Source organism: Sulfitobacter brevis (assembly GCF_900112755.1).
Classification (GTDB): domain Bacteria; phylum Pseudomonadota; class Alphaproteobacteria; order Rhodobacterales; family Rhodobacteraceae; genus Sulfitobacter; species Sulfitobacter brevis.
In genome coordinates, this window is the sequence record NZ_FOMW01000015.1 from 57811 (window position 1) to 84503 (window position 26693).

Annotated in this window: 24 protein-coding genes and 3 pseudogenes; 13 read left to right on the forward strand and 14 right to left on the reverse strand. The window is 59.7% G+C overall.

Annotated elements, in window-relative coordinates:
• Positions 1-360 precede the first annotated feature (360 nt).
• Positions 361-1578, forward strand: a complete 1218-nt coding sequence (locus BM174_RS17215) for a hypothetical protein (RefSeq protein ID WP_143092476.1) — start codon at positions 361-363, stop codon at positions 1576-1578.
• A gap of 238 nt (positions 1579-1816) precedes the next feature.
• Here BM174_RS17215 and BM174_RS21775 read toward each other — a convergent pair whose 3' ends face one another.
• On the reverse strand, positions 1817-1984 hold the full coding sequence (locus tag BM174_RS21775; RefSeq protein WP_093925091.1) for a LuxR C-terminal-related transcriptional regulator: 168 nt from the start codon (positions 1982-1984) through the stop codon (positions 1817-1819).
• A 23-nt stretch (positions 1985-2007) separates the two neighbouring features.
• Here BM174_RS21775 and BM174_RS17225 point away from each other — a divergent pair, with 23 nt between their 5' ends.
• The 7 genes from BM174_RS17225 to BM174_RS17255 all read left to right on the forward strand — a co-directional run bounded on the left by BM174_RS17225 (position 2008) and on the right by BM174_RS17255 (position 11049).
• Entirely contained in the window at positions 2008-2709 is a 702-nt protein-coding gene (locus BM174_RS17225; RefSeq protein WP_093925092.1) for an IS6 family transposase, read from the forward strand.
• 158 nt (positions 2710-2867) lie between these two features.
• The gene (locus tag BM174_RS17230; protein ID WP_093925093.1) at positions 2868-4028 is read left to right on the forward strand and encodes a glycosyltransferase family 4 protein; all 1161 of its coding nucleotides are present in this window, start codon (positions 2868-2870) and stop codon (positions 4026-4028) included.
• Complete coding sequence (locus BM174_RS17235) at positions 4025-4864, forward strand: hypothetical protein (protein ID WP_093925094.1); 840 nt, start codon at positions 4025-4027, stop codon at positions 4862-4864. The genes BM174_RS17230 and BM174_RS17235 overlap by 4 nt, the downstream gene beginning before the upstream one ends.
• 224 nt (positions 4865-5088) lie before the next feature.
• Positions 5089-7257: a GumC family protein gene (locus tag BM174_RS17240; RefSeq protein ID WP_093925095.1), complete on the forward strand. Its 2169-nt coding sequence runs from the start codon at positions 5089-5091 to the stop codon at positions 7255-7257.
• 20 nt (positions 7258-7277) lie between these two features.
• Entirely contained in the window at positions 7278-8582 is a 1305-nt protein-coding gene (locus BM174_RS17245) for an O-antigen ligase family protein (protein WP_093925096.1), read from the forward strand.
• Positions 8579-9910 (forward strand): flippase, encoded by a 1332-nt coding sequence (locus tag BM174_RS17250; protein ID WP_093925097.1) that lies wholly within the window; start codon positions 8579-8581, stop codon positions 9908-9910. Before BM174_RS17245 ends, BM174_RS17250 begins: the two co-directional genes overlap by 4 nt.
• Entirely contained in the window at positions 9907-11049 is a 1143-nt protein-coding gene (locus BM174_RS17255) for a hypothetical protein (RefSeq protein ID WP_093925098.1), read from the forward strand. The genes BM174_RS17250 and BM174_RS17255 overlap by 4 nt, the downstream gene beginning before the upstream one ends.
• On the opposite strand, the gene BM174_RS17260 is transcribed toward BM174_RS17255, so the two are convergent.
• Both BM174_RS17260 and BM174_RS17265 read right to left on the reverse strand, forming a co-directional pair.
• Positions 11046-11906: an O-methyltransferase gene (locus BM174_RS17260; RefSeq protein ID WP_093925099.1), complete on the reverse strand. Its 861-nt coding sequence runs from the start codon at positions 11904-11906 to the stop codon at positions 11046-11048. The genes BM174_RS17255 and BM174_RS17260 overlap by 4 nt on opposite strands.
• An 18-nt stretch (positions 11907-11924) precedes the next feature.
• Positions 11925-12812 carry a glycosyltransferase family 2 protein gene (locus BM174_RS17265; RefSeq protein ID WP_093925100.1) on the reverse strand — a complete coding sequence of 296 codons (888 nt, stop codon included), beginning with the start codon at positions 12810-12812 and terminating at the stop codon, positions 11925-11927.
• A 224-nt stretch (positions 12813-13036) separates the two neighbouring features.
• Here BM174_RS17265 and BM174_RS17270 point away from each other — a divergent pair, with 224 nt between their 5' ends.
• The 3 genes from BM174_RS17270 to BM174_RS17280 are packed head-to-tail and all read left to right on the forward strand — an operon-like array spanning position 13037 to position 16488.
• On the forward strand, positions 13037-14206 hold the full coding sequence (locus BM174_RS17270; RefSeq protein ID WP_245766429.1) for a glycosyltransferase family 4 protein: 1170 nt from the start codon (positions 13037-13039) through the stop codon (positions 14204-14206).
• Between the two features lie 3 nt (positions 14207-14209).
• Positions 14210-15322, forward strand: coding sequence for a glycosyltransferase (locus tag BM174_RS17275; RefSeq protein ID WP_093925101.1), 1113 nt, complete (start codon positions 14210-14212; stop codon positions 15320-15322).
• Positions 15322-16488 (forward strand): DegT/DnrJ/EryC1/StrS family aminotransferase, encoded by a 1167-nt coding sequence (locus BM174_RS17280; RefSeq protein WP_093925102.1) that lies wholly within the window; start codon positions 15322-15324, stop codon positions 16486-16488. Before BM174_RS17275 ends, BM174_RS17280 begins: the two co-directional genes overlap by 1 nt.
• 46 nt (positions 16489-16534) lie before the next feature.
• On the opposite strand, the gene BM174_RS17285 is transcribed toward BM174_RS17280, so the two are convergent.
• The 10 genes and pseudogenes from BM174_RS17285 to tnpA all read right to left on the reverse strand — a co-directional run bounded on the left by BM174_RS17285 (position 16535) and on the right by tnpA (position 25376).
• On the reverse strand, positions 16535-18202 hold the full coding sequence (locus tag BM174_RS17285; RefSeq protein ID WP_093925103.1) for a hypothetical protein: 1668 nt from the start codon (positions 18200-18202) through the stop codon (positions 16535-16537).
• The gene (locus BM174_RS17290; RefSeq protein WP_143092477.1) at positions 18199-18810 is read right to left on the reverse strand and encodes a hypothetical protein; all 612 of its coding nucleotides are present in this window, start codon (positions 18808-18810) and stop codon (positions 18199-18201) included. The genes BM174_RS17285 and BM174_RS17290 overlap by 4 nt, the downstream gene beginning before the upstream one ends.
• 181 nt (positions 18811-18991) lie before the next feature.
• A complete protein-coding gene (locus tag BM174_RS17295; RefSeq protein ID WP_093925105.1) occupies positions 18992-19204 on the reverse strand; it encodes a hypothetical protein in 213 nt (70 codons plus the stop codon).
• Positions 19205-19354: 150 nt separating this feature from the next.
• Entirely contained in the window at positions 19355-20005 is a 651-nt protein-coding gene (locus BM174_RS17300; protein WP_143092478.1) for a hypothetical protein, read from the reverse strand.
• Between the two features lie 332 nt (positions 20006-20337).
• Complete coding sequence (locus tag BM174_RS21255) at positions 20338-21624, reverse strand: TniB family NTP-binding protein (RefSeq protein WP_245766428.1); 1287 nt, start codon at positions 21622-21624, stop codon at positions 20338-20340.
• A gap of 44 nt (positions 21625-21668) precedes the next feature.
• Positions 21669-21794 (reverse strand): annotated as a pseudogene (locus BM174_RS21135) (IS3 family transposase); the annotation flags it as partial.
• A 130-nt stretch (positions 21795-21924) separates the two neighbouring features.
• A complete protein-coding gene (locus BM174_RS21140) occupies positions 21925-22629 on the reverse strand; it encodes an integrase catalytic domain-containing protein (RefSeq protein ID WP_177209515.1) in 705 nt (234 codons plus the stop codon).
• A gap of 293 nt (positions 22630-22922) precedes the next feature.
• On the reverse strand, positions 22923-24596 hold the full coding sequence (gene tnpC, locus BM174_RS17320; protein WP_093925107.1) for an IS66 family transposase: 1674 nt from the start codon (positions 24594-24596) through the stop codon (positions 22923-22925).
• A 62-nt stretch (positions 24597-24658) separates the two neighbouring features.
• A complete protein-coding gene (gene tnpB, locus BM174_RS17325) occupies positions 24659-25021 on the reverse strand; it encodes an IS66 family insertion sequence element accessory protein TnpB (protein WP_281244866.1) in 363 nt (120 codons plus the stop codon).
• Entirely contained in the window at positions 25002-25376 is a 375-nt protein-coding gene (gene tnpA, locus BM174_RS17330) for an IS66-like element accessory protein TnpA (RefSeq protein WP_093925109.1), read from the reverse strand. The genes tnpB and tnpA overlap by 20 nt, the downstream gene beginning before the upstream one ends.
• 495 nt (positions 25377-25871) lie before the next feature.
• On the opposite strand from tnpA, the gene BM174_RS20880 reads away from it, so the two are divergent.
• Positions 25872-26258: a sugar transferase gene (locus BM174_RS20880; protein WP_143092479.1), complete on the forward strand. Its 387-nt coding sequence runs from the start codon at positions 25872-25874 to the stop codon at positions 26256-26258.
• Here the strand turns inward: BM174_RS20880 and BM174_RS21450 are convergent.
• Positions 26204-26443 (reverse strand): annotated as a pseudogene (locus BM174_RS21450) (DDE-type integrase/transposase/recombinase); the annotation flags it as partial. The gene BM174_RS20880 and the pseudogene BM174_RS21450 sit on opposite strands and share 55 nt — an antisense overlap.
• 105 nt (positions 26444-26548) lie before the next feature.
• Here BM174_RS21450 and BM174_RS17345 point away from each other — a divergent pair.
• Positions 26549-26693, forward strand: a pseudogene (locus tag BM174_RS17345) (IS6 family transposase); the annotation flags it as partial.

Sequence of the window (26693 nt, forward strand, 5' to 3'; positions counted from 1 at the left end):
AGAGAAGCGTGACCCGGATAAGCGATCCCTGATCAATTAAAAGAAGGGAAATGAGCTTGACCCAGACACCCAAATAGAGTGGCTGCCATTCGCTGCGAGTTGAACAAATGACGGAAATGGGGGCGGCTGCGGACGGATAACTTCCGGCAATCAGAATATTGTTAGCGGCCATGCTACGCGATCGCACGGGTTTGCCGAATGTGCTTTGTCACAGTGTCAGTTTATGCTTTTGGAACCGGAGCGCCCGGCCCGAAGCAGCCGGCCATCCTTCAACAAAAGACTAGGTGATACGCACCTTGAGCGCCTACGGTGAGAGATTGCTTTCCCAAATGGGGAGTTCCATCTAGGAAAATACTAATCATGAAACCAATCCGAAAATTAAGCGGATGCGTTACACTATTATCTTGTCTTTTCTACCCATTAGCGGCTGCGGCGCAAACCTTGCCGAATGGAAATTACGACACAACTGATTTTGGTGTGATCAATATTGAATGCATAAGCTCAGAGATGTGCTTTGGGACTTACGAAAACAGACAGTCTTACTTGTATTTGAACAGCAGGGACAACAGCCAGAATTTCACCGGTTATTGGGTCGAATCAGAATCCTCAAAACCTTGTGCCGTTACGCATCAGTTTCCCAACCTTCAATCCAATGCTTGGGGCAATGTGAATGTGACCTTTAATCTTTCTGCGAACAGTCTGTCCGGATTTTGGGGATACTGCAAAGATCACCCCAACAAGACACTGGACGGCACGCGCGCGCAAATGCACACAGCGCAGGACACTACAAGCGTTGATCTCGCCTCCATTGCCCAGTTTCTTGTCGGTTCGTGGTTGCCGTCGCCGGATTCCAGCGCGCGCCGAAACGATAGCTACACATTCAATCCAGACGGCACATTTGTAATTTCAGACGGCTCCTCTAATTCGCCTATTGGCAACTGGACACTCAACAGTGCTGGCCAAATGGTCATGGATGGCCGCGTCGATGAACCGCTTACTATTGAAATCGTCGGGCAAGACATCAAAATGGGAGGCGACCAGTACACGCAGGAACCGTTCAACGGTCTATCCTACGATGGTCAGAGCGTTTTGGGCGACGTACAGACCGAAGGCGTCTTTCAACCGAAATGGCCTAGCGATGGCACGACTCCCATGGTCGGAAATTATGAGTTGAGCTTTATCGTTTTGGGGCCCGTCGACAGCTTTCGACCAAGCACCGCAGATGCTTCAAGCAAGCCGATCTATGTTGAATTCTGGAACACAACCGAGACCACCACGACGGACGTCGATGGTCGCGAAGTGCGAAAGGACATCATGGGATTTTGGCCAACCGAGTACGAAGTCAGCCCGGATTCACTGTCTTTCCACGGATATCACCCGCAATGGGGAGATATCTATTTCGATGCGCGGTTCGACAGCACACGTGTGCAGACACAATATAATTATGAACGGGGCGGCGGTGACTCGTCGGGCTTCGGCAAGCCCGCAAAAGCAGACGAGCCGCTGATTTATGGTGACATGCTCGTCAGAGGTCATATCTTTCGCGATGTCGCTTTGTTTATCGGCTGGTTTGAGTGATGGTCTTTACGCTGAGATCGATGATCCCTGCGTAAAACAAAAACACCTCGGACCAAACAAATGGTCCGAGGTGCAAAATCTTGAAGGCCATGGAGGCCTTCGCGGCACGGCAGGACCGTGCCGTGCCAATACCGAGCCTAATGCAGGCGTTGACCATTAGCCATGACAGACCCGTCTTCCTTGAATTCGATCTGCGAGGTCATCGTGTCCTCGGTACCTGCGACAATACGCATTTGCCCTATGGATTGGACAATACACGCACGATTAGTTCGGCGCGTGAGTGGACGCCAAACTTTTCAAAGAGAATTGAGGCCTGATTGCGAACCGTTTTCTCGCTCTTATTTTGATTTGCGGCAATGTCCTTGTTGGGTGTTGTCACGTTAACGGCGTGAGGTTGGTGGTGCATTGATCTGGGCGTAGGGGATTCCGATGCAAAAATTTAAACTCAGCTACAAGCGCCACCGGTTTCCGCCTCAGGTCATCGCTCATGTTGTCTGGCTCTACGTCCGGTTCAACCTGAGCCTGCGCGAGGTCGAGGAGATGATGCTGGCACGTGGCGTGGACGTTTCGTACGAGACGATCCGGCGCTGGACCATCAAGTTCGGCCCTCTGATCGCCCACGTTCTGCGGCGACGGCGGCCGCGCCCCGGCGATGTCTGGCACTTAGACGAAGTCGTCGTGAAGATAGCGGGCCGGTCATACTGGTTGTGGCGCGCGGTCGATCAATACGGCATCGTTCTTGAGGAAATCCTTCAATCCAGGCGAGACAAGCGCGCTGCAAAGCGGCTTTTGGTCAAACTGATAAAACGCTGGGGCTTCGTGCCCAAAAGGATCATAACGGACAAGCTGCGCTCCTACGGTGCAGCGAAACGCGAGGTCGTGCCTGGCCTTGATCATTGGTCCCACAAGGGGCTCAATAACCGTGCAGAAAACAGCCATCTCCCTTTTCGAAAACGAGAGCGGGTGATGCAGGGTTTCCGATCGCCGGGTAGTTTACAACGCTTCGTTTCGATGCAATCTGCAACCCGCAATTCCTTCGCCGTACCAGCCCGCCGTCGTTCCGCTCTCACCATCCGCTACCATCGACTCGAAGCATTCGAGGCGTGGAAATCCGCGGCAAACGTCGCTTGATCAATGATCGGCATGCCAATTTCCAAGCTCGCCGAATTAACGTGACAACACCCCGCCAAGATTTGCCGCCCATCAGGGCATAATCAACTTTCGCGCGTTTCTCGTTGCAAAGCGCCCGTTTCGCTGCGCTGATAGGGTCAAAGGGAGAAACAACAGTTATGACCGCACGCCGGAAAATTGCGGTGATCTCGCTGACGCCCTCTCCCCCTGCACCTGTCGCGACAAAGAGCACGCTTGCCGCGCTGGAAGTGGCATTTCCCGCTGACGATCTGGACGTCATCTATGTGCTCGACATCCTGAAGCGATCCCGGGTGCGCATGATCATCGCAGCCTGCGTTGCCGGGGTCACCTATCTGCCTGATCTGCTGCGCGGACGCAAACGCCTCAAATATGCTTTCTTTCGCACAAATTATGTCTTTCGCTGGATCAAGCGGGAGATGGCGCGCCGCATCGATCCGGAGCGCCACGCCTTCTCCATCCAGATACAATCCTTGTTCGATGCGAGCGTTCGGGGGGTGCCGAACTTTATCTATACGGACCATGTCCACCTGGAGAACCTGAAGTTCGAGGGATTTACCGACGCGGACCTCTATTCGCCCGGGTGGCGGGCCTGCGAGCTTGAGATCTACGACAACGCGGCCATGGTTTTCACATGGAGTTCCAACGTCAGCCGCGCACTCATCGACGGCTATGGGCTGGCCCCGGACAAGGTCGCTTGTGTCTATACCGGGAGCAACGCGCCGGTGCCGGTGCCGGTGCCGCAGCCGCCTGATGTCAGCCGCTACGAAAGAAAGGAAATCCTTTTCGTCGGCGTGGATTGGGTGCGCAAAGGCGGACCGGTGCTGCTCGAAGCCTTCCGCAAGCTCAGCGAGCGCCACCCCGATGCGACGCTCACCGTCGTCAGCCGGGTCCCCGAAGAGGAGGATCTGAGCGGCGTGAATCACCTCGGGCTCGTGACGTTGGAAGATTTGCCGGGCTGCTACGCGCGGGCTTCGGTTTTCTGTCTGCCAACGCGGCTGGAGCCGTTCGGGAATGTCTTCGTTGAGGCGATGTGGCATCAGCTTCCGGTTGTGGCAACGCGGGTCGGGGCGCTGCCCGATCTCGTGGAGGACGGGGTGAATGGCTATCTCGTACCTCCCGGCGATACGGACGCGCTGGCCGATATGCTCAGCGCACTTCTCGACGATCCGGAGAGTTGCGCCCGCATGGGGACGGCTTCGCGCGACCGGGCGGCCGGGCGCTATGACTGGCCTTTGGTGGCTCAGGACATGTGCGCGCGCATTGAGGCGACGCTGGACGAGAAGGGCGCGTCACAATGAGGACCCTTCGCATTGTTATCCTGGCGCTCTTCCCGCTCGCTTGGCCCGCCATGGCTGAGCAGCGGGATCCATCGCTTCTTGCCTGCGAAACACAAGCCACACAGAACTGGATCGCAGAGGCCTTCGCGGGGAGTGAGGTGCTCAACGGGGCCATGGAGGGGCGGGTAGAGGTCAAGGCACCTGCCGTGATACGGGATGCGACGCTTGAACGGGCCCGCATCGGATTTTCCCTGCGTCACGGCCCGGAGGGCACAGAGCGTCGGGTCGCATTCGTCAATGTCGCGGTGACGGACATGCAGTCGCATGACCGCTACGGCGCCGCGATCACGACCCACCGCAAGGATCCCGGGCTCTCGGTTTTTCTCAGTGATGTCGCCCTGCACCCGGGCTGGCCCATCTGGGAATCTTACGAAACGACGAATTACGATGCCATCACGCTCGATGCAGCTGAGGCGCTCTATGCCCAGGCCGTCACGATCATCGATTGGAATGCCGATGCGGCCATCGACAGCAAGGGGCAGACAACGCAGCTCGTCGATGTCGCAATTTCCGGCAATGGAAACCGCCCTTTGCGCCTGTGGCGACCGGGGCCGCACTATCTCGTGCATTCGTCCATTGAAAAGCCGGGCGGCGGCACGTTGATCTGGCTGAAAGATTGCGACCGGACCCGCCTGCGCATCTTTGCCTCACGTTTCAACGGCGCGGACCGCTTGTCCGCCGATCAGGTTTCCTGTGACCAAGGGACTTTCCCTCACATCGAATACCTCCCCAATGACCCGAGGCAGACCGGCGACATGCACCCGGTGTTCGAGGTTTGCCCGAAATCAGTGGACTGATAAACGCCCTTTTTGGGCCTGTGGGGCACCTCGCGAACCCTCAGCGAGCGGTTAAAAAGGCCCTTCAGCCTGATTTGTGTGTGTCGAGCCCCTATATCGCCATACTATAAGCACATTAACGATGCATGAAGCATACCGAGAAAGCTGTATGCCCGTTCCTCGCAAGAGGCGCTGGTCTGGATCGCATGTGGCATTTTGAGAGATAAGCAGGAGCATCAACGTTTATGCCGAACGACTGGTACAGAAGCCGAAACGCCCCGCTCGGGACGCCCCGGCAGGACGGAGTTCCGGACGATACCGCCGATGAGCTTTCGCTGCTTTCTGTAGCACTCAGGCACAAGGTGCGCCTTATCCTCACGGGTATCGTCGCGACGATCCTTGCCTACGCCGTGCTGACGCAGGTGACGCCAACCTACAGATCCAGCGCGCAGGTCCTTCTCGAGGTTCAGGCCGAACTCATCATCGACATTCCCAACGCCGTGCCGGAGGCGCCCGACGGTATCGCGACGCTGGGAAGCGCCATCATCCTGATTCGCTCGCCACAGGTCATGCGTAGCGTGGTCGAGGAACTTGGCCTCACCACGCGCGCCGAGTTCAATTCCACGCTGCGTGCGCCCTCGCTCCTTGATAGAGTCTTCGACATGATCTCAGCCGGAGTGGACCGGGTCAGGCAGATGCTGGGATTCGAAGCTGAACCCGCGGGCATCGGTCGCGACCCGGTCGAGCGCGCGGCGCGTGCATTGCGCTCGAAAGTGTCGGTGCGAAGCCTGGGCGAATCCCGCGTGATCGAGATCAGTACCGAATCGCAAAGTGCCCGCCTTGCAGCGCAAATCAGCAATGCCATCGCCGTAGAGTACATCGAGCAGCAGATTGCGATGAAAGCCGCAGCGGGAGCGCAGGTAACGCAGTGGCTGGAAGAGCGCACGAATGATGCGCGCGCACAGCTCGAAGAGAGCGAAAGGAAACTGTCGGAGTTCGGCAGCGAGATGATCGCGTCCGAGCGTACCTCTTCGATGGACCTCGAAGCCCAGCTGCTTGAGGCCAATACCCAGTTGATCGCGCTCGAACAGCAGCTTCTGGAACTCGGCGCGCAGCGCGCCGAAATCGCGAACCTGCGTGCGGATGGCAACTATTTGACGCTGGCGTCGGTCGTGGAATTGCCCACCGTGACGACCCTGGTCGAGCGGTTGGCCGCCCTCGACAACACAATCGTTAACCTCACGGCGACCTACGGCGACCATTCCAAGACCCGCGAAGCGCAGGAAACGCGTCGGCAGCTCATCGTGTTGCTGGAAACGGAATCTGCCCGCCTTATCTCGGGCCTCGACGTGCGCCTGGGCGTGGTCGGGGACCGCAAGCGCGACATGGCCGCCAAGATCCGCGTGCTCCAGCTCGCGCTGGTCGATATGAAACAGGACGATTTTCGCCGCGACGCGCTGACTCGCGACTTTGATACTGCGCGCAACGTTTATGAGCGGTTCCTGCTGCGCCAGAAGGAAATGGAGCAACGCGGGCAGTTTCAGTCATCCGGCGCGCGGTTGGTGGCCGAGGCCGAGCGCCCGTCTGCGCCTGTTTCCCCTCAAAAGGCACAACTTGCGCTGCTCGCGGGGATCGCGGCAGGCGGAGGCATGCTGGTCTTTCTGACGATCGGCGAGGCCCGCAGACCCGGCAAGGTAGAAGTGGCAGCGGCAGAATCTTCTGATCTGGTTGAATATGACCAGATGGGTGTGTTGGTCACCTTGCCCTATCTGTCCGACTTCAGGCATCCGCCGGATATCCTCCGCTATTTTCAGCAGCATAGCGATTCGAACCTGGCGATTTCCGTGCATTGGCTGAAATCCTATCTGAAACCGCGCTCCAGAAATGGCACGAGCCTCATTCTGGTGACGTCCGCAGACCAGGGTGAGGGCAAATCAACGCTCTCGATGCTGCTCGCCGAGAGCTTCAGTCGCGACTTCTGTACCTTGCTGGTTTATGCGGAAAGCGAAAGCTGGCTTGCGGATTTCGCACATAGTGACGCCTCCCGGCAGGCAAGCTTTGACCTTCTGAGTTATTCAGACGACATTTTGCATGCGATTAATGGAGAATTCGATTGCGACGATGACTTTGGAGACCGGCTTGGCGCGGATATCGTGATCCTCGACGCGCCGGCCATGCCGCTCTCGACCAGCCTGCTCGAGATCGGACAGCAGGCGGACCACGTGATCTTCGCCGCTGCCAAGAACCGCGCTGCGCTCCACAAAATCCGGAATTGCGCGTGGTCGCTTGAGCAGATGGGTATTGCGATAAGCGCTTTGGCGCTGACCATCGTGCCGCGAGATGCACAAGAGAAGTTGACGCAGATACATCGCCCGTGGTCACCTTTGCAATTGCCTAAGCGGAAAAACACCTGACCGGAGGAGTGAGGGCGATTATGTGGATGCTTGTCTCACTTCTGGCGATCGCAACCAGTCTTGTGCTCGTCATGCGACAGATGCGCGTTTTCGGCGATGACCGGCTCGCCCGGGCGATCGTGCTGCTCATTTGGGTGCGTTTCGCACTGACAGCGCTGGGTGAACCTGCACTGCGCACCGTTGCGGCGGGCCAGTCGATTCTGGCGCTCGGCACATTCCTCGCCGTGATAATCGTGCTTTTCCTGTTGCCGCTCGATCAATTGCGCCGGCCGCGGCTCCTGCCATTCGCGATGATGGCCGGCGTCGTCCTGCTGAGCGCGCTCTTCAACGACCAGATTGGTGCATTGCTCAATACCGGCACCCTCTGGATCATGTTCACGCTGATCGTGCTGCTTGTTCATCGCGCCCTTCAGGTGCATGGTGGCCGTGCGGTGCTGGGCTGCCTGCTGGCCGTGTTCTCACTCCCCATAGGATTGCAACTTGCGGGTTTTGCTCTGGGGCGCTCGCAGGTCGGGATGGATGGCAGCGTCAGTTTTATCGGCAATTACGTCCACGAGGCGGTTTTTTCCACCGTGGCGCTCTGCGCGGTCTGGCTGGTGACCATCTATCCCTGGCAGAAGCGGACCTGGCTGCTCTGGGGGTTTGCCGTGGTCATGACGTCGATGTTCCTGGCCAATTACCGCACATTGATCCTGGCCTGTGTTCCGTCTCTGATTGCGACCATCGTCGTCACGACACGTTCGTCGGGCAAAAGCCGTTCCGCCCTCCCGCTCTTTGTGGCGCTGGCATTGATGCTTGCCGCCGTGCCGTTGCTGCAGTCGGAACGGTTTTCCGACTTGGGCACCGCCATTGGCCAGCTGGGCAATCTCGCCAAACCGTCGCAGGAGTTTACCGCCGCGGAAAAGGATCTGCTCTCCGCCCGCCTCTACATCGGGGCGGCTTACCTCGATCAATACGCAAACGCAGATCTGTTGCGCAAACTTATCGGGTTCGGGCCCGGTGCGGACAAGGAAGTCGTCGGCACACATCCGCATAACGAATTCCTGCGCATGCTCTTTGAGACCGGGCTCGTGGGCCTTCTTTTGTGGCTGGCCATCATCGCGGGGCTCGTCGCCTCCGCCATCCGGCGCGCGACGCCCCTCTCTCTTGCCGTTCTCAGCGGCGGATACGGGGCGCTGGTGATCGGCGGCTTTGGCACCTCCTTTTTCATCCGGCCCGAAGGGATCATTTTTGTGGCCCTTCTGGTGGCGGTCACCTGGCACCTGACCGAGCGTCAGCCTGACCGGCGATCGCGGCCGTGTCCGCAGCAGGCCATCCCGCAATGATCCGATTGCCGAAGCTGTCGGAGGTGCGCGCGCGTCTGGTGCGCTCCGCAGGCTGGCTCATGGCGCGGCAGGTCATAAACATCCTCAACTCGCTGGTGCTGGGCATCGTACTGGCCCGGCATCTTGGTCCCGAAAACTTCGGCGTGCTGAGCTACGCGATATCGCTGCTCGTGATGCTGATGCCGCTCACCACGCTGGGCATGCGCAACATGGCCTTGCGCGAATACGCAGCCCGCCCCGACGACGACGCGCGCATCCTCGGGACAGTCAGCGCAATGCGCCTTGGGGGGACGCTGGCCGCCATTGGCGTCATCTATGTTATCACAACGCGGTTTCCCGTGGATTACGACAACATCGTGCTATTGTGCATGCTTCTGGGTGTTTCGCTGCTGTTTCAGGTGATCGACACGATCAAGGAGCAGTTCATCGCCCTTCAGAACCCGCGCATCTTCGTGATCGTCGAGGTCTGTGTTCTGTTTGCCTTCACGGTGCTGAAACTGCTGCTGGTGCTGCTGGATCTGCCGGTGGATTATTTCATCCTGGCTGCGGGCGCTGAAATCGTGGCGCAGGGCATCGGCACCGCCGTGGCCTATTACCTGCGCAGCGGGACCCCGCCCCGGCTGACGGTGGATCGCGGGTTGATGCGCACCTATGCCGCCAATGCCCTGCCGCTGCTGCTGGGGTCGATCTCGACGGTGATCTATCTCAAGATCGATATTCTGTTTCTGGCCAATATGGTGGGCAAGGAGGCAACCGGCCAATACGCGGTCGCAACGCGCCTGTCCGAGGTGTGGTACATCGTGCCGACTGCTCTCGTGATGGCGGCCTTTCCGCGCATGATGGAGTTGCGCAGCGAGGCACCCCGCCACTACCGTAAACGCATGCAGGAGGCGATGGACGCCTTCGCCGCTTTCGGCACATTTATCGCCCTCTCGAGTATTTTCTGGGCGGCCCCCGTGATCTGGTTGCTGTTCGGGCCCGAATACCTCGCCGCAACCGCATTGCTTCAGATTACGGTCTGGGTAGGGGTGGTCTTTGCCACGCGGCAACTCATCAATCAACATCTTCTGGCAGAACAACTCTACTGGGGTGCGGCCCTGATCAGCCTGACCGGCGCGGTCACCAATGTGGCCCTGAATCTTCTGCTGATCCCGTCCTACGGTGCCGAAGGGGCGGCATGGGCCACGCTGATCTCCTACACACTGGCACCGCTTCTCATTTCACCGCTCGTGCCCTCCCTGCGCCCGGTCGCCAAGATGCAGATCCTCTCGATATTGTGGGCCCGCAGAGGCTTCACCCTGCTGAGACGACAGAAGGGGCCGGAATGACGCGCGGCCTGTGCGTCGTGCTCGCGCCACCGGGCACCAGTGCCGAGCGGCTGGCTCTTGCCATCGCGGCCCTCGGGCGGCGAGGGGTGGAGCTTTTTGCAGAGCGGGTGTGGGAGGCGGCAGGGGAAACCGCGGCTCTGGTCGGTGATGCGCAACCCGGCAATATCGTTCTCATCTGCTTCGAGCCGTTGATCGCGGCGCAGGATCCGACCGGCGAGGCGTTCGACCACCCCGCCATCGACAGTGCGGCGTTTCACCTTGGTGCAACCCTCGGTCCTGCGGCGGACGGGATCAAAATCGCCACCACCGCGCGGCAGGCCGAGGCGATCCCGCACGCGGTGCTCTCCGCCGCGGAATGCAGCCTGCTGCGGGAGCGGATCGCGCTGCGCCGGGCGCAGATGGAGACATCCGAGCCGGTTCTCGCCGTGCTGAGCCGACATCGGCATCGCGCCAAGGTGGAGTTGGTACGCTGGGAGGGCCGCGAGGCGGTCAAGAAGACCTTTCGTGCGACCTCTGGCAAGGCCATGGCCAATGAGATCGCCTTCCATGATGATATCGCGCCGCTCAGCCCGGTGCCCGCAGGCATTCTGCACCGAACCGATACCGCGCTTTATTTCGAGTATATCGCGCAACGTCCGACGCGCAGCGGCGCGTTCAACCTGCCCCTTGTGCAGCTTCTCACACTAAAGAGCCTCGCGCAGCTGGCGGATTTCGCGCGGCTGGTCACGGCGCGGGGCTGGGACCCACTCGACCTGACCCCGCGCGACAACGTGCTGATCGCGGCGCAAACCGGTGATCTGCGTTGCATCGACTTTGAGTTCGCACGGCGCGCACCGACTCCTTTGAAACCGGAGGCGGCGGCTTTCCTCGCAGGTCTGCGGAACGATGACGCGGAGGCGGCCCTGTTCGATGTCGGCATGCGCCAAGATCCATACCCTGGAAAATGGCGGCCTTTCACTGGCCTGAGCCGCGACAGCTTTCTTCACGATCCAGCTTGGTTGCAGCGCGTGAAGCGAACGGTGGTGCATCCCGTCTGGCTGGGGTGGCGCGCGCTTGGCGTCCCGCAGCGGCGCCGGGCGCATCTGCGCCGCCGCGCGGCCCTGTTGCGCGCGCTCGCGCTGGAAGTCAATCCGTGCTAGTCCTGTTTGTTTCCGCGGTTGGACAAACGTCGGTAGATGGCCCGGGCCCCGCCATAAAGCGGGCGAAGAAAAGACTTCGAGCTGAGCAGCGAAGCGATGCTGCTCGCCATCACCGGCGAGATCGCGGTTTCGAGAAAGATAAGCTCCCGGTAGGAGGCGATGGCGATCTCGCTCAGGCGCGCATAATCCCAGTTCTGCGGATCCGGAGCCCGAAAGAATGATGTGTCGATGGTCCGCTTTTCGAACTTCAGATAACCTTCCTCGACAAGCCGCGCGGTAAGCTTTTCCGAGATCACATGTTTGAGGTCGATTGCCAGCCGTCCGCCGCGCAGGGCTGCGCCCACCTTGCCATCGATGTCGTCGACGATGACCGTCGCGCCCGGCGCGAGGTAGGGTCCGAACAGGGCGAGGTCGCGGTCGATCCGCCCGTCGGCATCCAGCACCAGCATGTCGATGGAGAACTCGTCAGGCAGTTTCCTGGCGAAGTCTTCGCTGCGGCCCACATGCAGGTCGATCCGGTCGCCGACACCGGCCCGGCGGAAATTTCCGCGCACGATGGCCTCGTTCTCGGCAGGGCCGCCAAAGCGCGCGCGGGAGGAGGGGATGTCGGGCAGTGCCTGCAACGTGTCAACGGTGGCGATCCGGATGTCGTGACCGCGCGAGGCCCCGCCAAGTGCCAGAGCGATGGTGCCGGCCCCATGGGCTGTCCCGATCTCCAGCACCTGTGCAGGGCCCTGCGCCGCGGCGGCATCGAAGAGCGCGTCATAGACCGCACGGGACATGAGGGCATCAACATCGACAAGGGTCGCGTGCAGCAGGGCCCGGAGGTCAGTATCGTCGTTCTTATTCAATTCCATGGCCCTTTTCTTTCGCCCTTAGCGCAGCTTGGACGCCAAAACGCCCAGCGTTGCCCGCAAGCCTGAGTGACGGATGGCTGCGATGATATGGTGCAGCTTGCGTTTGCGCTGTGAAATGTAGCTGAGCATGATGATGGCCAGACGCCGCTTGTAGGCAGGCTCACCCAGCCACTGGCGATGCTTGTGTGTTGCGGCACAGGCTCTGTCAAAAAGCTCTTTCGGGGTCTGGTGCATGGCCCGCGTCGTGATCCGGTCATGCCCCACGCGGCGCAGATAGAGCGGCTCCTCCAGCAGGATCATCGCGTCGCACTGTGCGAGCCGCACGAAAAGGTCCCAGTCCTGCGCGCGGGCAATCGCGATATCGAAAGGCTCAGCCTGCAGAAGCGAGCGACGCGCGATCAGCCCGCTGGTACCGCAAGGATTCTCGACGCGAAGCCGTTCGGAAATGTCGTCGATATGCCGCGGCTCATCGGGCGGGCCTCCCATATCCTGCGCAATACAAATGCACGCCGCGATCCCGTTTTCGCCATCCTCATTTGTATCGGTGCTCTGCGCGGCCGCGATTGCCTGAAGCTGTCGCGCCGTCTTGTCAGGCTGCCAGACATCGTCGTCGTCGAGCAGCGCGATCCAGGCACCGCGGGCGACCTCGATCCCATGGTTCCGCGCAACATTTGCGCCGCCACGCTCCGACAACGTATGAACCTTCACTTTGTCGCCCAGATCGGCAAGTTGCGGGCCCGGATCGACCTCCGAGCCGTCATCAACGATGATCACTTCCAGTATATCGACAGTCTGCGCAAGCGCACTTTCCACCGCTTCACGCAGGTAGGTCCCCCGGTTACAGGTCGGGATGACCACACTGACACCGTCGCGGTCTTCTGACCGCCAGTCGCGGTCGCGAGTCATTGTACTGTCGCTGCTCAAACTGCCTAACTCTCTCAACAATCACGGTGTGCTATCGGGATTGTTCCATATTGTGTGCCTTCGACCTGCATAATTCAGGTGTGATGCCGGTTATAGTGGATTCTCAACACGAAACGTTAATATAATTAAATCAGGCGCGCCGCTTGGGCATACGAACCGAAGTCACGCCGCATGATAAAGGAAAGGCTAGGTTTTTTTTGACGGTGATGACGGTCATTGGGCTCAGGGGCATCCCGGATGTCATGGGTGGTATCGAGACGCATTGCGCGCAGCTTCTGCCGCTTGTGCTCAACAATGCGTCCCCCGCCGAGCTGAAGATCATCCTGCTGGCGCGCAAGGGCTATGTCGATGCGCGCGGCGATGTGGAGGGGGTCGAGCAGATCCCGATCTGGGCGCCGCGTCATCCGGCGGCAGAGACCATCGTGCATACCTTTTTCGCACTTCTGTATGCGCGGTTCGTTTTGCGCAGTGATCTTGTTCACCTTCATGCCATCGGCCCCGGCCTGCTGGCACCTCTGGCAAGGCTTCTGGGTTTCAAATTGCTCTTCACCCATCATGGCGCGGACTACAGACGCCAGAAATGGGGGCCGTTCTCTCGTTTCATGCTGCGCAAGGGTGAGGATATGGCCGTGCGTTTCGCCCACCGTGTCATCACCGTATCGCCCAGCACCGCGAACCGGCTCAAGGACCGGTTCCCGACGTGTGCCGACCGGATCGTGCATATTCCCAACGGCTTCAGCCGCGAAGCCCCCTCGGAGGTGACGCGCGACTTCGCGGAGAAACACGGTATTCGGCCCGGCTCCTATGTGATCACAATCGGCCGGCTCGTGCCGGAAAAGGCACAGGATCTGCTGATCGAAGCGTTTCAGGCGTCGCGCCTGCCTTTGAAGGATCCGCCCTGGAAACTGTTGATCGCGGGCGACGCGGATCATGCGAATGACTATGCCCGGTCGCTCAGGAAAAAGGCGGCGCAGGATGACAATATCATCCTGCTGGGGAAGGTTCCCCGAAAGACGGTTCTGGCGCTCAATGCGTCAAGCGGCCTCTTTGTGCTGCCGTCTTACCACGAGGGCCTCTCGATCGCGGCTCTCGAAGCGCTTCATTCAGGCGTTCAGGTACTGCTCAGTGACATTGATGCCAATCTGAACATCGGATTGCCGCAGGAAAACTACTTCCAGAGCGGTTCGGTTGAAAAACTGACGGAAAAACTGAACTCCGATCTTGTCGACCGTGATCGCGGACCGGATGTGGACCTGTCTCGCTTTGATTGGGACGAAATCGCGCGCGCCACATTGCGCGAGATCGAGGAAGCGGTCGGCGGCGCGCCGCCTCCGCGTGTTGTCACGTCGTCTGCCAGCCATGGATCAAAGGGTTGAGCCATGGTGCGTAGGCTCCTTTTATTGATCAACTCCCTTGAAGGGGGTGGTGCGGAAAAGGTATTCGTCAGCCTCGCCGCGCATTTTGCCCGCACCAACCGCTGGGAATTATGCATCGCAACATTGGACGATGTGCCCGATTGCCATCTGGCACCCCCCGACATAAAAAGAGTGCGGTTCGATTGCCGGGGCAGCCTCCTGCGCAGCGTCCGTGAGGTCGGCGCGCTGATCTCGCGGTGGCAGCCGGATGTCGTTCTGAGTTTCCTCACACGTGCGAACTGCGCGGCGGTTCTGGCGCGGGGGCGCGGCGATTTTCGCTGCGTGATCAGCGAGCGGGTCAACACCACCAGTCACATGGGAAACGGGCTGCGAAGCCGTCTGCAGAGAGCGCTCGTGCGATGGCTTTATCCTCGTGCCGACACGGTGATTGCGGTCTCTGAAGGGGTAGGGCAGGAGTTGCAGCGGCGCTACCACGTCCCGGCCGACCGAATCACGGCGATTCCAAACCCTGTTTTCGTGGATAAGCTGCAGCGCAGAGGACAAGAGAAAGCCGGGATCGAGCTGCCACCGGATTTCTTTGTCGCGGTCGGGCGGCTGGTCCCCAACAAGGCCAACGAGGTGCTTCTGCGCGCCTTTGCAGCCCATGCGAACAAGGACCGGGCCCTGATCATTCTTGGGGAGGGGGCGGAACGCCCACGTCTTGAGGCACTGGCCGAAACGCTGGGCCTTGAGGGGCGACTGCATATGCCGGGCTATATCGACAACCCCCAGGCGATCGTCGCCCGGGCCACCGCCTATGTCTCCGCCTCCCGCAGCGAGGGGTTCCCGAATGCTCTGATCGAAGCGATGTCGCTTGGCCGTCCTGTGATATCGACCGATTGCCATTCTGGCCCCGCGGAAATCCTCGCCGAAACCGCTACTGGAAGGGTGACGACGGCCAAAGAGGTTTCCTGGGGTATTTTGACGCCCGTGGACGATATTCCCGCATTGACGGAAGCAATGGATATGATGGACATGGTCGAACGGCGCGACCGGTATGCGGTGCTGTCACGCGATCGGATGCAAAGCTACGCGCCGCCGGATATTTTCAAACGCTACGAGGGGGTTTTGAGCTGATGGCCGGAACTCTGATCGACCCCAACCGCATTTCTCCCGACCAGGAAGGGGCGCGGGCGCCGCTCTACGTCGCCCGTCCGCTGCTGCCGGAACTGTCTGATCTCAACGCGCTTCTCGAGGGCGTATGGGCGACACGGATCGTCACCAACGAGGCCGCCCTGCACAACCGCCTTGAGGCGGAGCTGAGCAGGCTTCTGAGAGTCCCTGTCGCCAAGCTTTTTAGTTCGGGCACCTCTGCCCTGCAATGCGCGATGCTGGCGCTTGATCTGCCGAAGGGCAGCGAGGTCATCACCACGCCGCTGACATTCCCCGCCACGGCGCATGCCATCAGCGCCTGTGGACTCACCCCCGTCTTTGCCGATATCGAACCCGACACGCTAACGATCGATCCGCGCGCGGTCGAGGCGGCCATCACCCCGCGCACCGCTGCGGTGCTCGGGGTGCATGTCTATGGCACGATCTGCGATGTGGATGCGCTCGAGGCGCTCTGTGCGGCGCATGATCTGCGTCTGCTCTTTGATGCAGCGCACGCCTTCTATTCCCAGAGCGGGGGCAGATCCGTCGCGACCATGGGCGATGTCAGCGCCTTCTCGCTTCATGCCACCAAGCTCTACAATACGGTCGAGGGCGGTTTGGCCACGACCAATGACACTGATCTTGCAGAACGTCTCGGTCTGGCGCGCAATTTCGGCATCGAAAGCGAAGAGCGCGTGAGCATCGTCGGCATGAACGGCAAGATGAGCGAATTGCATGCAGCCGTCGGTCTGCTGAACCTCGATGGGCTGCCTGCTGAACGTGCCGCGAGAAAAGCGTTGCGCGCAAGTTATAACTCGATTGTCTCGCGCCATTTCGGTCTCAAGACGCAGGCGTTGCAGGTAGACGTTGTCCATTCAGAGCAGTATTATCTGCTGCGGGTGGACCCGCAAGCGTTCGGCGCTTCGCGCGACGACCTTTATGAAGCGCTGAAGGCGCGGAAAATCTTTGCGCGCAAGTATTTCTGGCCGATCTGCACGGACTATGACTGCTATCGTGGCATGCCGATCATCAGCCTCGAAAAGGTGGCTGTGGCGGATCAGGTCAAGTCGACCCTCCTGTGCCTTCCATTTCATTCCGGGGTCACCGACGCGCATGTCGATGTGATCGCCGAGACGATCGCATCGACATGAACGCGGATGACGAAAGGCTGCAGGTCGGAGCCTGACGGCGGTATTGTCAGCGTAGCAAGAGGCGCAGCAGACGTGACAGTTCCCGCCGCGCCGCGCGGGACCCGCGCGCGGCCCAGGTCCTGCCCGGATGGACGGCCTGCCGCCAGAACCAGCGATGTGCAGGGGTGCCCTTCAGAAACAGCCTGCGCGGCATGCCGGTAACCGCGCGCCATTGCGCATCACTCATGCCACCGGTCAAGCCGCCTGTGCGGCGTTCGCCTTCGGCGCCGATGATGACCGGCGCTGGGCTTTCTGCCCAGTACAACAGACTGTCGAACAAGGTGCGTTCGTCGATCTGCCATTCCGCCGTCTCGGCATCCTGCACGGCGCGGCGCAGGTGCTCGATTGCCGCAAGAGCGGACGGCGCATTGCAATCTGCGCGCAGATGAAAGCCGGTCCCCGGATCGGTGAAATCAACGTAACCTGCCGCGCGCGATCCCTCCAGTACCTGGCCCCAGATCGTACCCGATGACCCCATGCCCCGGTGAAGCGCGCACGCCGCCGCAGCCCGGTCAGCAAGGTGCGGTCTGTAAAGCTTGCGCAAAACCCCGCCACCGCGGAGATAGGCGAAACTGTCACCCGCCGGGGCCACCGCGTCCCAACCGTCCATGTATTGGGCAACCTGCGCCAGCCGATCCGCGACGGTCTTTTCCAGTTGATCCAGTGCCGGATCTCCGAGAATCTCTCCAGCGATGATCGCGGCTTCGTCACTGCTGTCGGTCGAATGCACCGGGTTGAACCGCTGAGAGGGAGGGATCTTGTCCAACAAGGCGGTGCGTATCCGCTCCTTTACGGCCAATGTCCTGCCGTTATCGAGCAGGGGGTGACGCGCGCGCGTTTGCGCATCCGGCGCTTGTGGAAAGACGTCGAGCGCGAAAAACAGATGCGTGGGCGGGCCGCCGCTGACGGGGAACGGTCCTTGGCCCCAATTCCCGCCGCGCGTCGATTTTCTGAGGTCCTTTGCACCATCGGGCGAAAGGGCGGTCTCTGCCAGGATCTCGAAACCGCCCGATTGAATGGCGGCGCGCGCGGCATCCCCAAGGCCAAGCGATGCGGCCCGCTCCCTGAGAAAGAACACCGCAACACCGCGGGGCAGTGTGCGGTGGGGGGCGATCAGGTTCAGGAGTTCATCGCGCAGCCATGCATCCGCGATCCCGAGCCTCTTGAGCATATCATGCGTCGGCCGCCAGTTCGCCGCCGCCAGCGCGGCGTCCAGCGCGGCACGGTCGTCGATGATTGATCCCTCGTGTCCGGCCGCTTGCGCAAGATCGGTCCGCGCTTCGCGGGCCTCTTCGCCCTTGCAATCAACGATGCGGGCAAGTGAACCGAAATAGGCGCGGATATAGGCCGCGATCCTGAACCGATCCTGCGTGCTCAGCTGATCGGCCCGCTGCAGCAGATGCTCCCCCAGATCGACAGGAAAGAGCGCCATGGAAATTTCACTGTGTGCCCCGGCGAGCGTGAAAGAGCGCCCAGTTCCGCCGCCGGGCGTGAAAAGGCGCCCCCCGGCCAGCCCCGCGCGCCGACTCCAGCCGCGTCCGATCCGCGCAGTGTCCGGCACCAGCAGCGCGGCATGGACCCCGTCGGGGGCCTGCAAGCGCCCCAGTTCGACCGCCGGTATGCCGAGGGTCTTGAAGTGTTCTTCGAGATCGGTCTGCGGTGTCGGTTCGTTCATAGCAGCGCGCTGGCGATCCAGGGGTTGCGCGCGGCAAGCCCGCGAAGGTGATCCGGCGGCGGACGCCAGCCTTCCTGTGCGAGCATTTGATCTAGACTTGCCATGGTCACGGGCGCAGCAAGAGTTATTCCAACCTTCGCGGTGAGTTCGGTCAACACTGCGGCATAGTCATGAGAGCCCTTCGCGTGCGGAGGCGTTTGCGCATCGGGCGGAAGTCCGGAGGCAAGGCCCTTGAGATAGATCGCGTGATAGGCCAGCGCCAGCGCATGTGCGCGGGGGTCCGGTATCCACCAGCCGCCATCGCACCTTTGGGCGGTCTCGAGGATGAGGGAGGCAATCGCCGGAGGGAAGGCCGGAATGTTGTCGTCCGAAGGCGGCAGATACCCCGTTCCCTGCAGACCCGTTTCGGAATAGCAATCGACGCGCTGCCCCTCGGGCCAGCATGACATCAGTGCCGTCACACGGTCTACCGCATCATCGGGGATTAGGATGTCAAGATCATGACCCGGAGCGATATAAGGAAGATCCCCGAACCACCTCAGCACCACCGCGCGAATACCTTCGCTATCGAGGATGTCGAAAAAATCCTTTACCGGATAAGCCGGCAAAATATATTGCTTGATGCCTTCGCGCGCACGAGAGTGTTTCGGGTGTATTTTGCGGGAGATCCATTCGCGCCGGTCATCGCTCAGATAGGGCAATAACTTCGATAAAACCGGTACAAGGTGTCGGCGCCTTGGCCATCTCATCAGCAGACCCGCTCCACCGGCCAAAGTTTGTTGATCAGGATCATCCCGAGGTGTATTCGCGCGGCACGGTAAATAGCTTGGAATAAAGCAGGATTGCCGCCACGACCAGCGGCCAGACCGTGCAGAGGATGCACCCGATCAGCGCGAACATGGGTGTGACGTCTTCCCGCTTCTTTTGTTCCCGATACGTCATGGTGATCGCAAAGATCGTTATGACGACGTACAAAAATATTAAAACCGGCCAGAATTCCATAAATACCCTCTATGGTAGTACTTTCTGTCTTCTAATACCACCAGTGGTACTTGTATGAGACTATGCAGAGTTTCACGCTCACTAGCAACAATGTGTTTCGTGGTCGCAGATATTTAGAGCTCCGAATGGCGGGAGGGATCGGGGTCTTGCTCAAGCCCCTCTACCTTCCCACAGGCGAACAATACTGAGCCAAGTGCACAGCGATATCGCGACCATTTCGCCACCATCCTCCACAATCGTCATCAGCCGATTGAAGATCTTGCCGACAAGGTCGGAATAACCGCTGAGCATCGCATCCAGCACACCGTGCAGAACGTCCACGCCCACGCCAAACAGTCCGATCAGGAACACGCCAATCACCATTGCGCCGACGAAGGCACGGGAGGGCGGCTGCACGTTTTTCAGCGCAAACCAGAGCGACGGCGCGGCGATCACGAGAAGTACCGTGTAAACGAAAAGCTCGCCGCGGTTTATCGGATGCAGACTCGAAAGCGGCCCGAACGAAATCCTCTCGCCCACGACGCGTGCCAGGTGATCGTGCACTTCGTAATAGTCATCGAGCAACAGAAGGAGGAACAGCAGGGTCAGGATCAGCAGCGAGACACCGCCTTCGCGCCGCCGGATCATCACAAGCGCGGCGATCGCAGCCATGAATTTCCCGTAATTCCAGATCGACGCCAGCCCTGTTTCGGCATTGAGCTGCAAGGAGGCGATCTCAGGCGCGAGGTCGAATGCCTTCAGCACCCCTGCGACGGCGTAGATGCCAACGAAAAACACATCGATTGTCAGGAACACGACCAACAGGTCTCTCAGAAAGCGCTCTTGCCGGAACAGACCGCAATAGTGTCTGTATCCCAAGGCGACAGTCCCGCATATTGGCTGGCTGCGCGCGTGATCCCCCAGTTTCTCTCTCCTCAGGCTCTGCGATTGCATCGTGTTCCAGATACCCTCCGTTCGATACCTGCGACGCAGGTTGATGAAGGGACAGGCACACTTATCACAAAGTTCGGCCCATCAGCAAGCCGCTGGAATGACGGAGAGCAAGCGCATGATGTCGCTTAGCACTTGAATGTAACAATGCAGGGGTTTTTGAAGTTTTTGGCGCTTTAAGTTGAGATTGTGGATCCCTGATTTCATATCAGCTGCATTTGTCGGGGCGGTCCCCACTCGAGCTCTGGAGAGATCAGGTGGTCGGTCGCCATTGCAAATCGGTTCTTGTTGTCTCCTGTCATGTCCCCTTGCAGCATCTTCAGCATTGCGGGTCCTGCGCGGTCGATGATCGCCACGCTTGCCAGAAGCGCGGGACGGATGTGCAGTGGTAGGATGGGGTACTTTGGCGTGAATGGAAACGAGGTCTCTTTGGCCAGTATGGCATCGAAATCGGGAACGATGGCGTTGAGAAGACGGTAGCGCCAGAGATCGCCGTCGCGCGGACGTGGCCAGGGGATGCGGCGCATGAGCAGGTGTCGCGCGATCTCCAGAGGAGGGAGCCATGTTTCCGCGCCGCGCTCAGCGTGGTTGTCCAGCAAGGTCTCAACGTGACGTGCTGCTACGCGATAAGGTGCAAGCACCGGGGCACCATCGCGGGGGGTCTTGTCTGAGTGGAGTTCGCCGCAAAGCGGGCAGGTGATCCGCCATCCTTGCAATTCGCTTCGAAGGACTGGCAGTGGGCCAGCACCGGAACGATTGCAACGCGCGCAACGTTGCATAGGACTCTTGGCTATGAACTGGTGAGCGGCTTTCGGGGCGTCTGCGAAGCTCAGGCTGCGTACAAGCTTGGGGTTGCGCCGAACATCTCGGCAATCCGGCTCGCCTGGGCTTTGGTCAGGAATAGGTCGATTGCCCCAAGCGATGTGGCCTCCGGCAGTCCATGGCGCTGCATGGTCGAAGGCGTTACCCCGTAAAAGTCCGCGTGGCGACTGATCCAGGATGATAGTACTTCGAAAGGTAGGGGTGGCAAGGTGACGGGCAGGGGCTCCGTCATGCGAAGGCCGCCTCGGTATCAAACGCCGGCACCCACGTTTCGACGGCGCTGTCAGTACGTCCCCGCTTTCGATCGCCTCGATCGCAAGGCTGCCCAGCATCTGGAAGGTGTTGGCCGTGATGCCGTCTGTGATCTGCAGAATGCGCCGAAGGGATTTTGGCCTCAGCTCAGAGGGCTTGTGTAATGGGGTATTTCTGAGGATCGACGCGATGAGCGTCTCGAAGTCTTCATTGGCTGCCCAACGGTTCAAAGTGAACTGCTCGAATCGGCGTGCGAGCTGAACGTCTCCACCAATGGCCTCTCGGGCCCCGTTGACACCAAAGCAGACCAGTGAGATCTGGAGCCGATTGCTGAGAAAGCGTAGCATGTCGAGCACGACCCGTTGCTCGCGGCAGGTGCCGACGAGGATATTGTGGACCTCGTCGATGACCAGCACCTGAACGCCTATGGCCCTCATGATCCGCAGGGCTGCCTGTTCCAGCCGATCTTTGCAGAGATCGACCGCATCGCAGACCAGCGACTGTCATGCTGCCCTTGATTGTCCAAAACCATCCGTACGGCACGTTTGCGCACTTCAGGTGAATACTTGTTCGTTGGTTTGTTCATGATGCTCCATCCTACTCATGAGTTGGAGCCTTCGGCAGACAAGGGGCGGTTCATGTCGCTTTGAACTATACTCTGCAAGATCTTGTGCGTTGATGAACGCCGTGCCGGGTAGAAGGTGCAGACGCCCCATTTATGTGCCAATTAGTCGCTCGATATGGCCACCGAAGCGCGGCGCTCCCGGCGGCGGCCAGTCGATCGCAATGCCCGCATTCTCGCAGCCACGCTTAAACGCGCGGTTGCGGAAGTCCGCACCATTATCCACATGAACCCGGTCCGGAAGGCCGGCCACGGGCCACGTTTCGCTGATTTCGCGCTCTTTCAGCCAAGTGGTCTTGGCATAGACCGAATGCCAAAGGCAAAGGCTGATCGACAGCCGGGACGGCGCCTCCATGGTCAGGTAGAAACCTGTGACCATGCGGCTGAAGACGTCCATGGCCAGCGTCGACCAGGGCCGCCCGATCGGTTCGCGGGTTTCCTCATCGACGACAAGAATATCGGCCTTTGTGTGGTCGATCTGAACGATTCCAAGGGGCCGGGAGGCCACCAATGTCCCCGGAACTGCCGTCGTTGCTTTCTCTATCTTCCTCTCGCCCCTGCGCTGTGCACGCTGGCGCAAGTCGAGGTCGCCGAGACGCTTTTCGATCGTCCGACGATGCGGCGGCTTCAATCCCTCTACTGTGCAATCCGTCCGAATGTCCCGCACCAACTGCGAGACGGGCGGAAGGGTCGGCTGCAGGTAGTACTTGCGGATCGCGTTCTGGCTGAATTCTTCGCTTCGCGCTTCGAGAGCACGTTGGCCAACGCGGTTCCCGCGTTTCGTTTCCACGAGCAGCATGACGGTCCCGTCGTCGCGAAACCTCTTGAGCAACCGGTAGGTTGACGCTTGGCTGAAGCCCAGTTCGGAAGCCAGATCGGTAATAGCTGCCAGCGTAGACTGGCCAGACTTTCGCTTCCGGAACTGACGGATGGCAGCCGTCCGACGACAGGCTTCTTCCCACAGGGCGTCATCAATCTCGTCGGGGAGCGGCTTGGTCCTGGTGAGAATTCGGGATCAACTTCGGAGCCACGATTCTCATTTTAAGTGCCAAATTCCAGTGGTCATTAGTAACCGCTCCATTGAGACCGCGGTTATGCAGCCTGGCTGTTTGGCAAAGCCATCGGCGTCCAATTCCACGGCAGTAGCTCACCCAGCCGGTTGATCTTATGATCATGGATGCGGTTGAGGATGTCAGCGAGATAGGCCTGTGGGTCGAGGCCGTTCAGCTTGGCGGTTTCAATGATCGTCATGGCGCGGGCGAGCGTTTCCGCACCGGTGTCGGCCCCGGCGAAGAGCCAGTTCTTTCTGCCGATTCCGATCGGTCGCAGGGCGCGTTCCGCTGGATTGTTGTCGATGCCCACACGACCGTCTGCCAGGAACAAGCTGAAGGCCTCCCGGCGGTTGAGGCCACAGCGGAAGGCCTCCCGGCGGTTGAGGCCACAGCGGAAGGCCTCCCGGCGGTTGAGGCCACAGCGGAAGGCCTTGGCCAAATTGCTCTTACCCGGAATGCGCAGGAGCTGCTGCTCGGACCAGGTAAAGAACGCCTCAACCTTCGGTAGGCTATGCTTTTGACGTGCCGTGTGACGGACGTCAGCAGGCTGGCCACTGATATCGCGCTCGATGTCATAGAGTTTGCCGATCCGGTCGAGCGCCTCTCGGGCAATCTCAGACTTGGTGGATGCCCAGAAGTCGTGGAAGTCACGGCGCAGGTGCGCCCAGCAAGCCGCCTCGCGCAAACGAGGCGCACCATCGGGTTCATGCGCGTAAAGCTTGGCATAGCCCTTGTAGCCATCCGCCTGAAGGATGCCGCAGGCATTTGCCAGATGGGTCAAGACATGCTCTTCCTTCCAGTCTGGGGCAAAGTAATAAATCGCCCCAGGTGGGGCTGATCCAGCCCACGGGCGCTGGTCACGCACATAGGCCCAGATCCGGCCTTGTCTGACGCCTTTGCCAAGTCCCTTGTCTCTCAATGACCGGTCCAGCACCCGGATCGGCGTGTCATCTGCGTGCAGCAGGTCGCTGCCCATGATGTTAGCCTCGATCCTTTCGATCAGCGGCGACAGGGTCTTCATGGCCCGCCCGCACCAGCCCACAAGCGTGGTCTCGGGGATGTCTGCGCCCATGCGGGCGAAGATCTCGCGCTGGCGATATAAGGGAAGATGATCGTCGAACTTCGAGACCAGAACATGCGCCAGCAGGTTTGGGCCTGCCATGCTGCCTGGGATTGGCCGGCTGGGCGCCGGCTCCTGCACCATCCGCTCGCAACGGCGACAGGACTTCTTGATCCGGGCGATCTGGATTACCTTCATCTGGGCTGCAATCATGTCCAGCAGTTCGCTGACATCCTCGCCCACAACCCGCAGATCGCCTCCACAGTCAGCGCAGCATGTGCCGGGATCAAGCTCACGACGCTCGCGTGAGGTCGCATCAGAGACACGTGGTCGCCGGCGCAGCGCGGGGGCAGAAGGATTATCAGCGGCCGGCTCGTCCTGACCTTCGTCGATGGGCGCTTCATCGTCCTCGGCCACGGCGAGCAGCAAGTCTTCGAGCGCCAGTTCAAGCTGCTCGATCTCGCGCTCAATCTTTTCCGATGACTTGCCGAAGGCCAGCTTCTGCAATTTGGCGATCCGCAGGCGGAGGGCCTGAACCAGCTGGTCGTGGACCCGCAATGTCGCCGAGATTTCGGCATTCTCGGCCTGCAATGCCGCAATCATCGCCTTCAGAACAGCGGGGTCGTCGGGAAGATCTACAGCATGATTTGACATGCACCAGCCTACCACGGGGCACGTGATGGCGCCATAAAAATAAGGCGTTTCGACTTATATATTTAGCCCACACGGGCCGGCGGTGCGCCCCAATCGGGCCTGCGCCAGTCAATGCCTTCCCAGAGCATGGCGAGCTGCGCGGACGTCAGACGGGCGGCCCCCTCGGTCATCGCAGGCCAAGGAAAGCGGCCGCGTTCCAGGACTTTATAATAGAGGCAAAAGCCCTGACCGTCCCAATACAGAAGCTTTAACCGGTCGCCCCTGCGGCCGCGAAAGGCGAAGACCGCACCGCCCGTCGGCTTTTGGCGCAGCACATCCTGGGTCAGCGCCGCCAGACCGGCAATGCCCTTACGCATGTCCGTGACACCGCAAGCCACGTAGACGCGAACGCCAGTGCCGGACCATTCATACTGCTTCCACGGCACGGACCAACTGCGTCAGCGCCACCGCGGTCATGCTGCTGTCAAAGTGCAGACTGCGACCGTTGCGCAGGCGCAGTTCGACCTCTATCGGCGCCGCAATGATGGGCGTGTCCGCGATGGCGGGAACGCCATGTGCAGAAATATCTAAAGGAAGGAAGAGCGCACCACCATCCGGTGACCACAACCCTTTCTTCTTCATCTCATGGCGCCAGGCGTAGATCTGCTGCAGTGTAACGTCGTGGCGCTGCGCCACCTGCGTGACCGTCGTCTTATTGGGCCCCACCGACATAACAATTCCGAGCTTCTCCTCGTCGCTCCAGCGCCGCCGACGTTCAAACCCAAGTATCTCACCACGCATCGCCGATCCCCACCTAAGACACGTCGCAAAGGACGTCGTTAAGCACGTATTTTAGCAAATCATTCGGAAATCAGGCAGGCGGTCCCAACGGAGTGGTTACGGTCATTATCAGCTTAAGTGCCAATTCTCAGATTTAAGTGAACCGCCAAACTTCAGATAGCATTAAGATCAGATTATCAGCTTTAACCGCTAGGTCACACTATCCAAGTGCCGCAGAAACAGTGTGTTTCGCAGAAAGACAATCAAATGCGGCGAAAAACTGTTATAGATATGGCTGAAATTTGGAGAATGCTGAAACCTTACACTTTTTGTCTCGTGGTTGTGACACGAAATGACGCAGGGTCAAACTGACACGGTGCCTTGTGCATTCTAAGTTGCGCCCCACGGTCAGGGGACAGTCCGAATAGCGGGCGGCGGGCTGCATTACCCAGATCCAGGCGCGGCGCATACATTGCCGCGTTGCACGGTCAAGTCGATAAACTCTGGGGGGTTGTCATGAAGAAGTTCAATGCGGATGGGCCAGAGCTTGGCCTGTTTGACTTTAACAAGTCCCGAGGGAAACTGACGAAGAGCGCGACAGTGCCACCTGTTGTGATATCTGCCAAGGAATGGGAAGTGGTATGTGCCGCCCCTGCGACCCCGAACGGTGTCTATCGCAATTTTGGCAAACAGCTGCTGGACTGCGCCCTCGTCATTGCGTCCCTGCCCTTCACCTTGCCAGTGATTCTGCTCTGTGCCATCGCGCTCTGGATCGAAAGCGGGCAGCCGTTCTATGGGTGTTGTCACGTTAATTCGGCGAGCTTGCAAATTGGCATGCCGATCGTTGATCAAGCGACGTTTGCCGCGGATTTCCACGCCTCGAATGCTTCGAGTCGATGGTAGCGGATGGTGAGAGCGGAACGACGGCGGGCTGGTACGGCGAAGGAATTGCGGGTTGCAGATTGCATCGAAACGAAACGTTGTAAACTACCCGGCGATCGGAAACCCTGCATCACCCGCTCTCGTTTTCGAAAAGGGAGATGGCTGTTTTCTGCACGGTTATTGAGCCCCTTGTGGGACCAATGATCAAGGCCAGGCACGACGGTTGTGTCGCAAACTTTTCGAGCTTTTTCTCTGTCTAACGATGTGGCAGCAGTTTGTCTTTGAAGGCCACCGGCGCAGGGAGCAGAACAATGATTGATTTTAAAGGCGCGCATTATCCGAAATCTGTGATCCTGTACGCAGTCTATTTCTATGTTCGGTTTGCGGTATCGTATCGGGATCTCGAAGAAATCATGGCCGAGCGCGGCGTCGACGTTGATCACGCCACTCTGAACC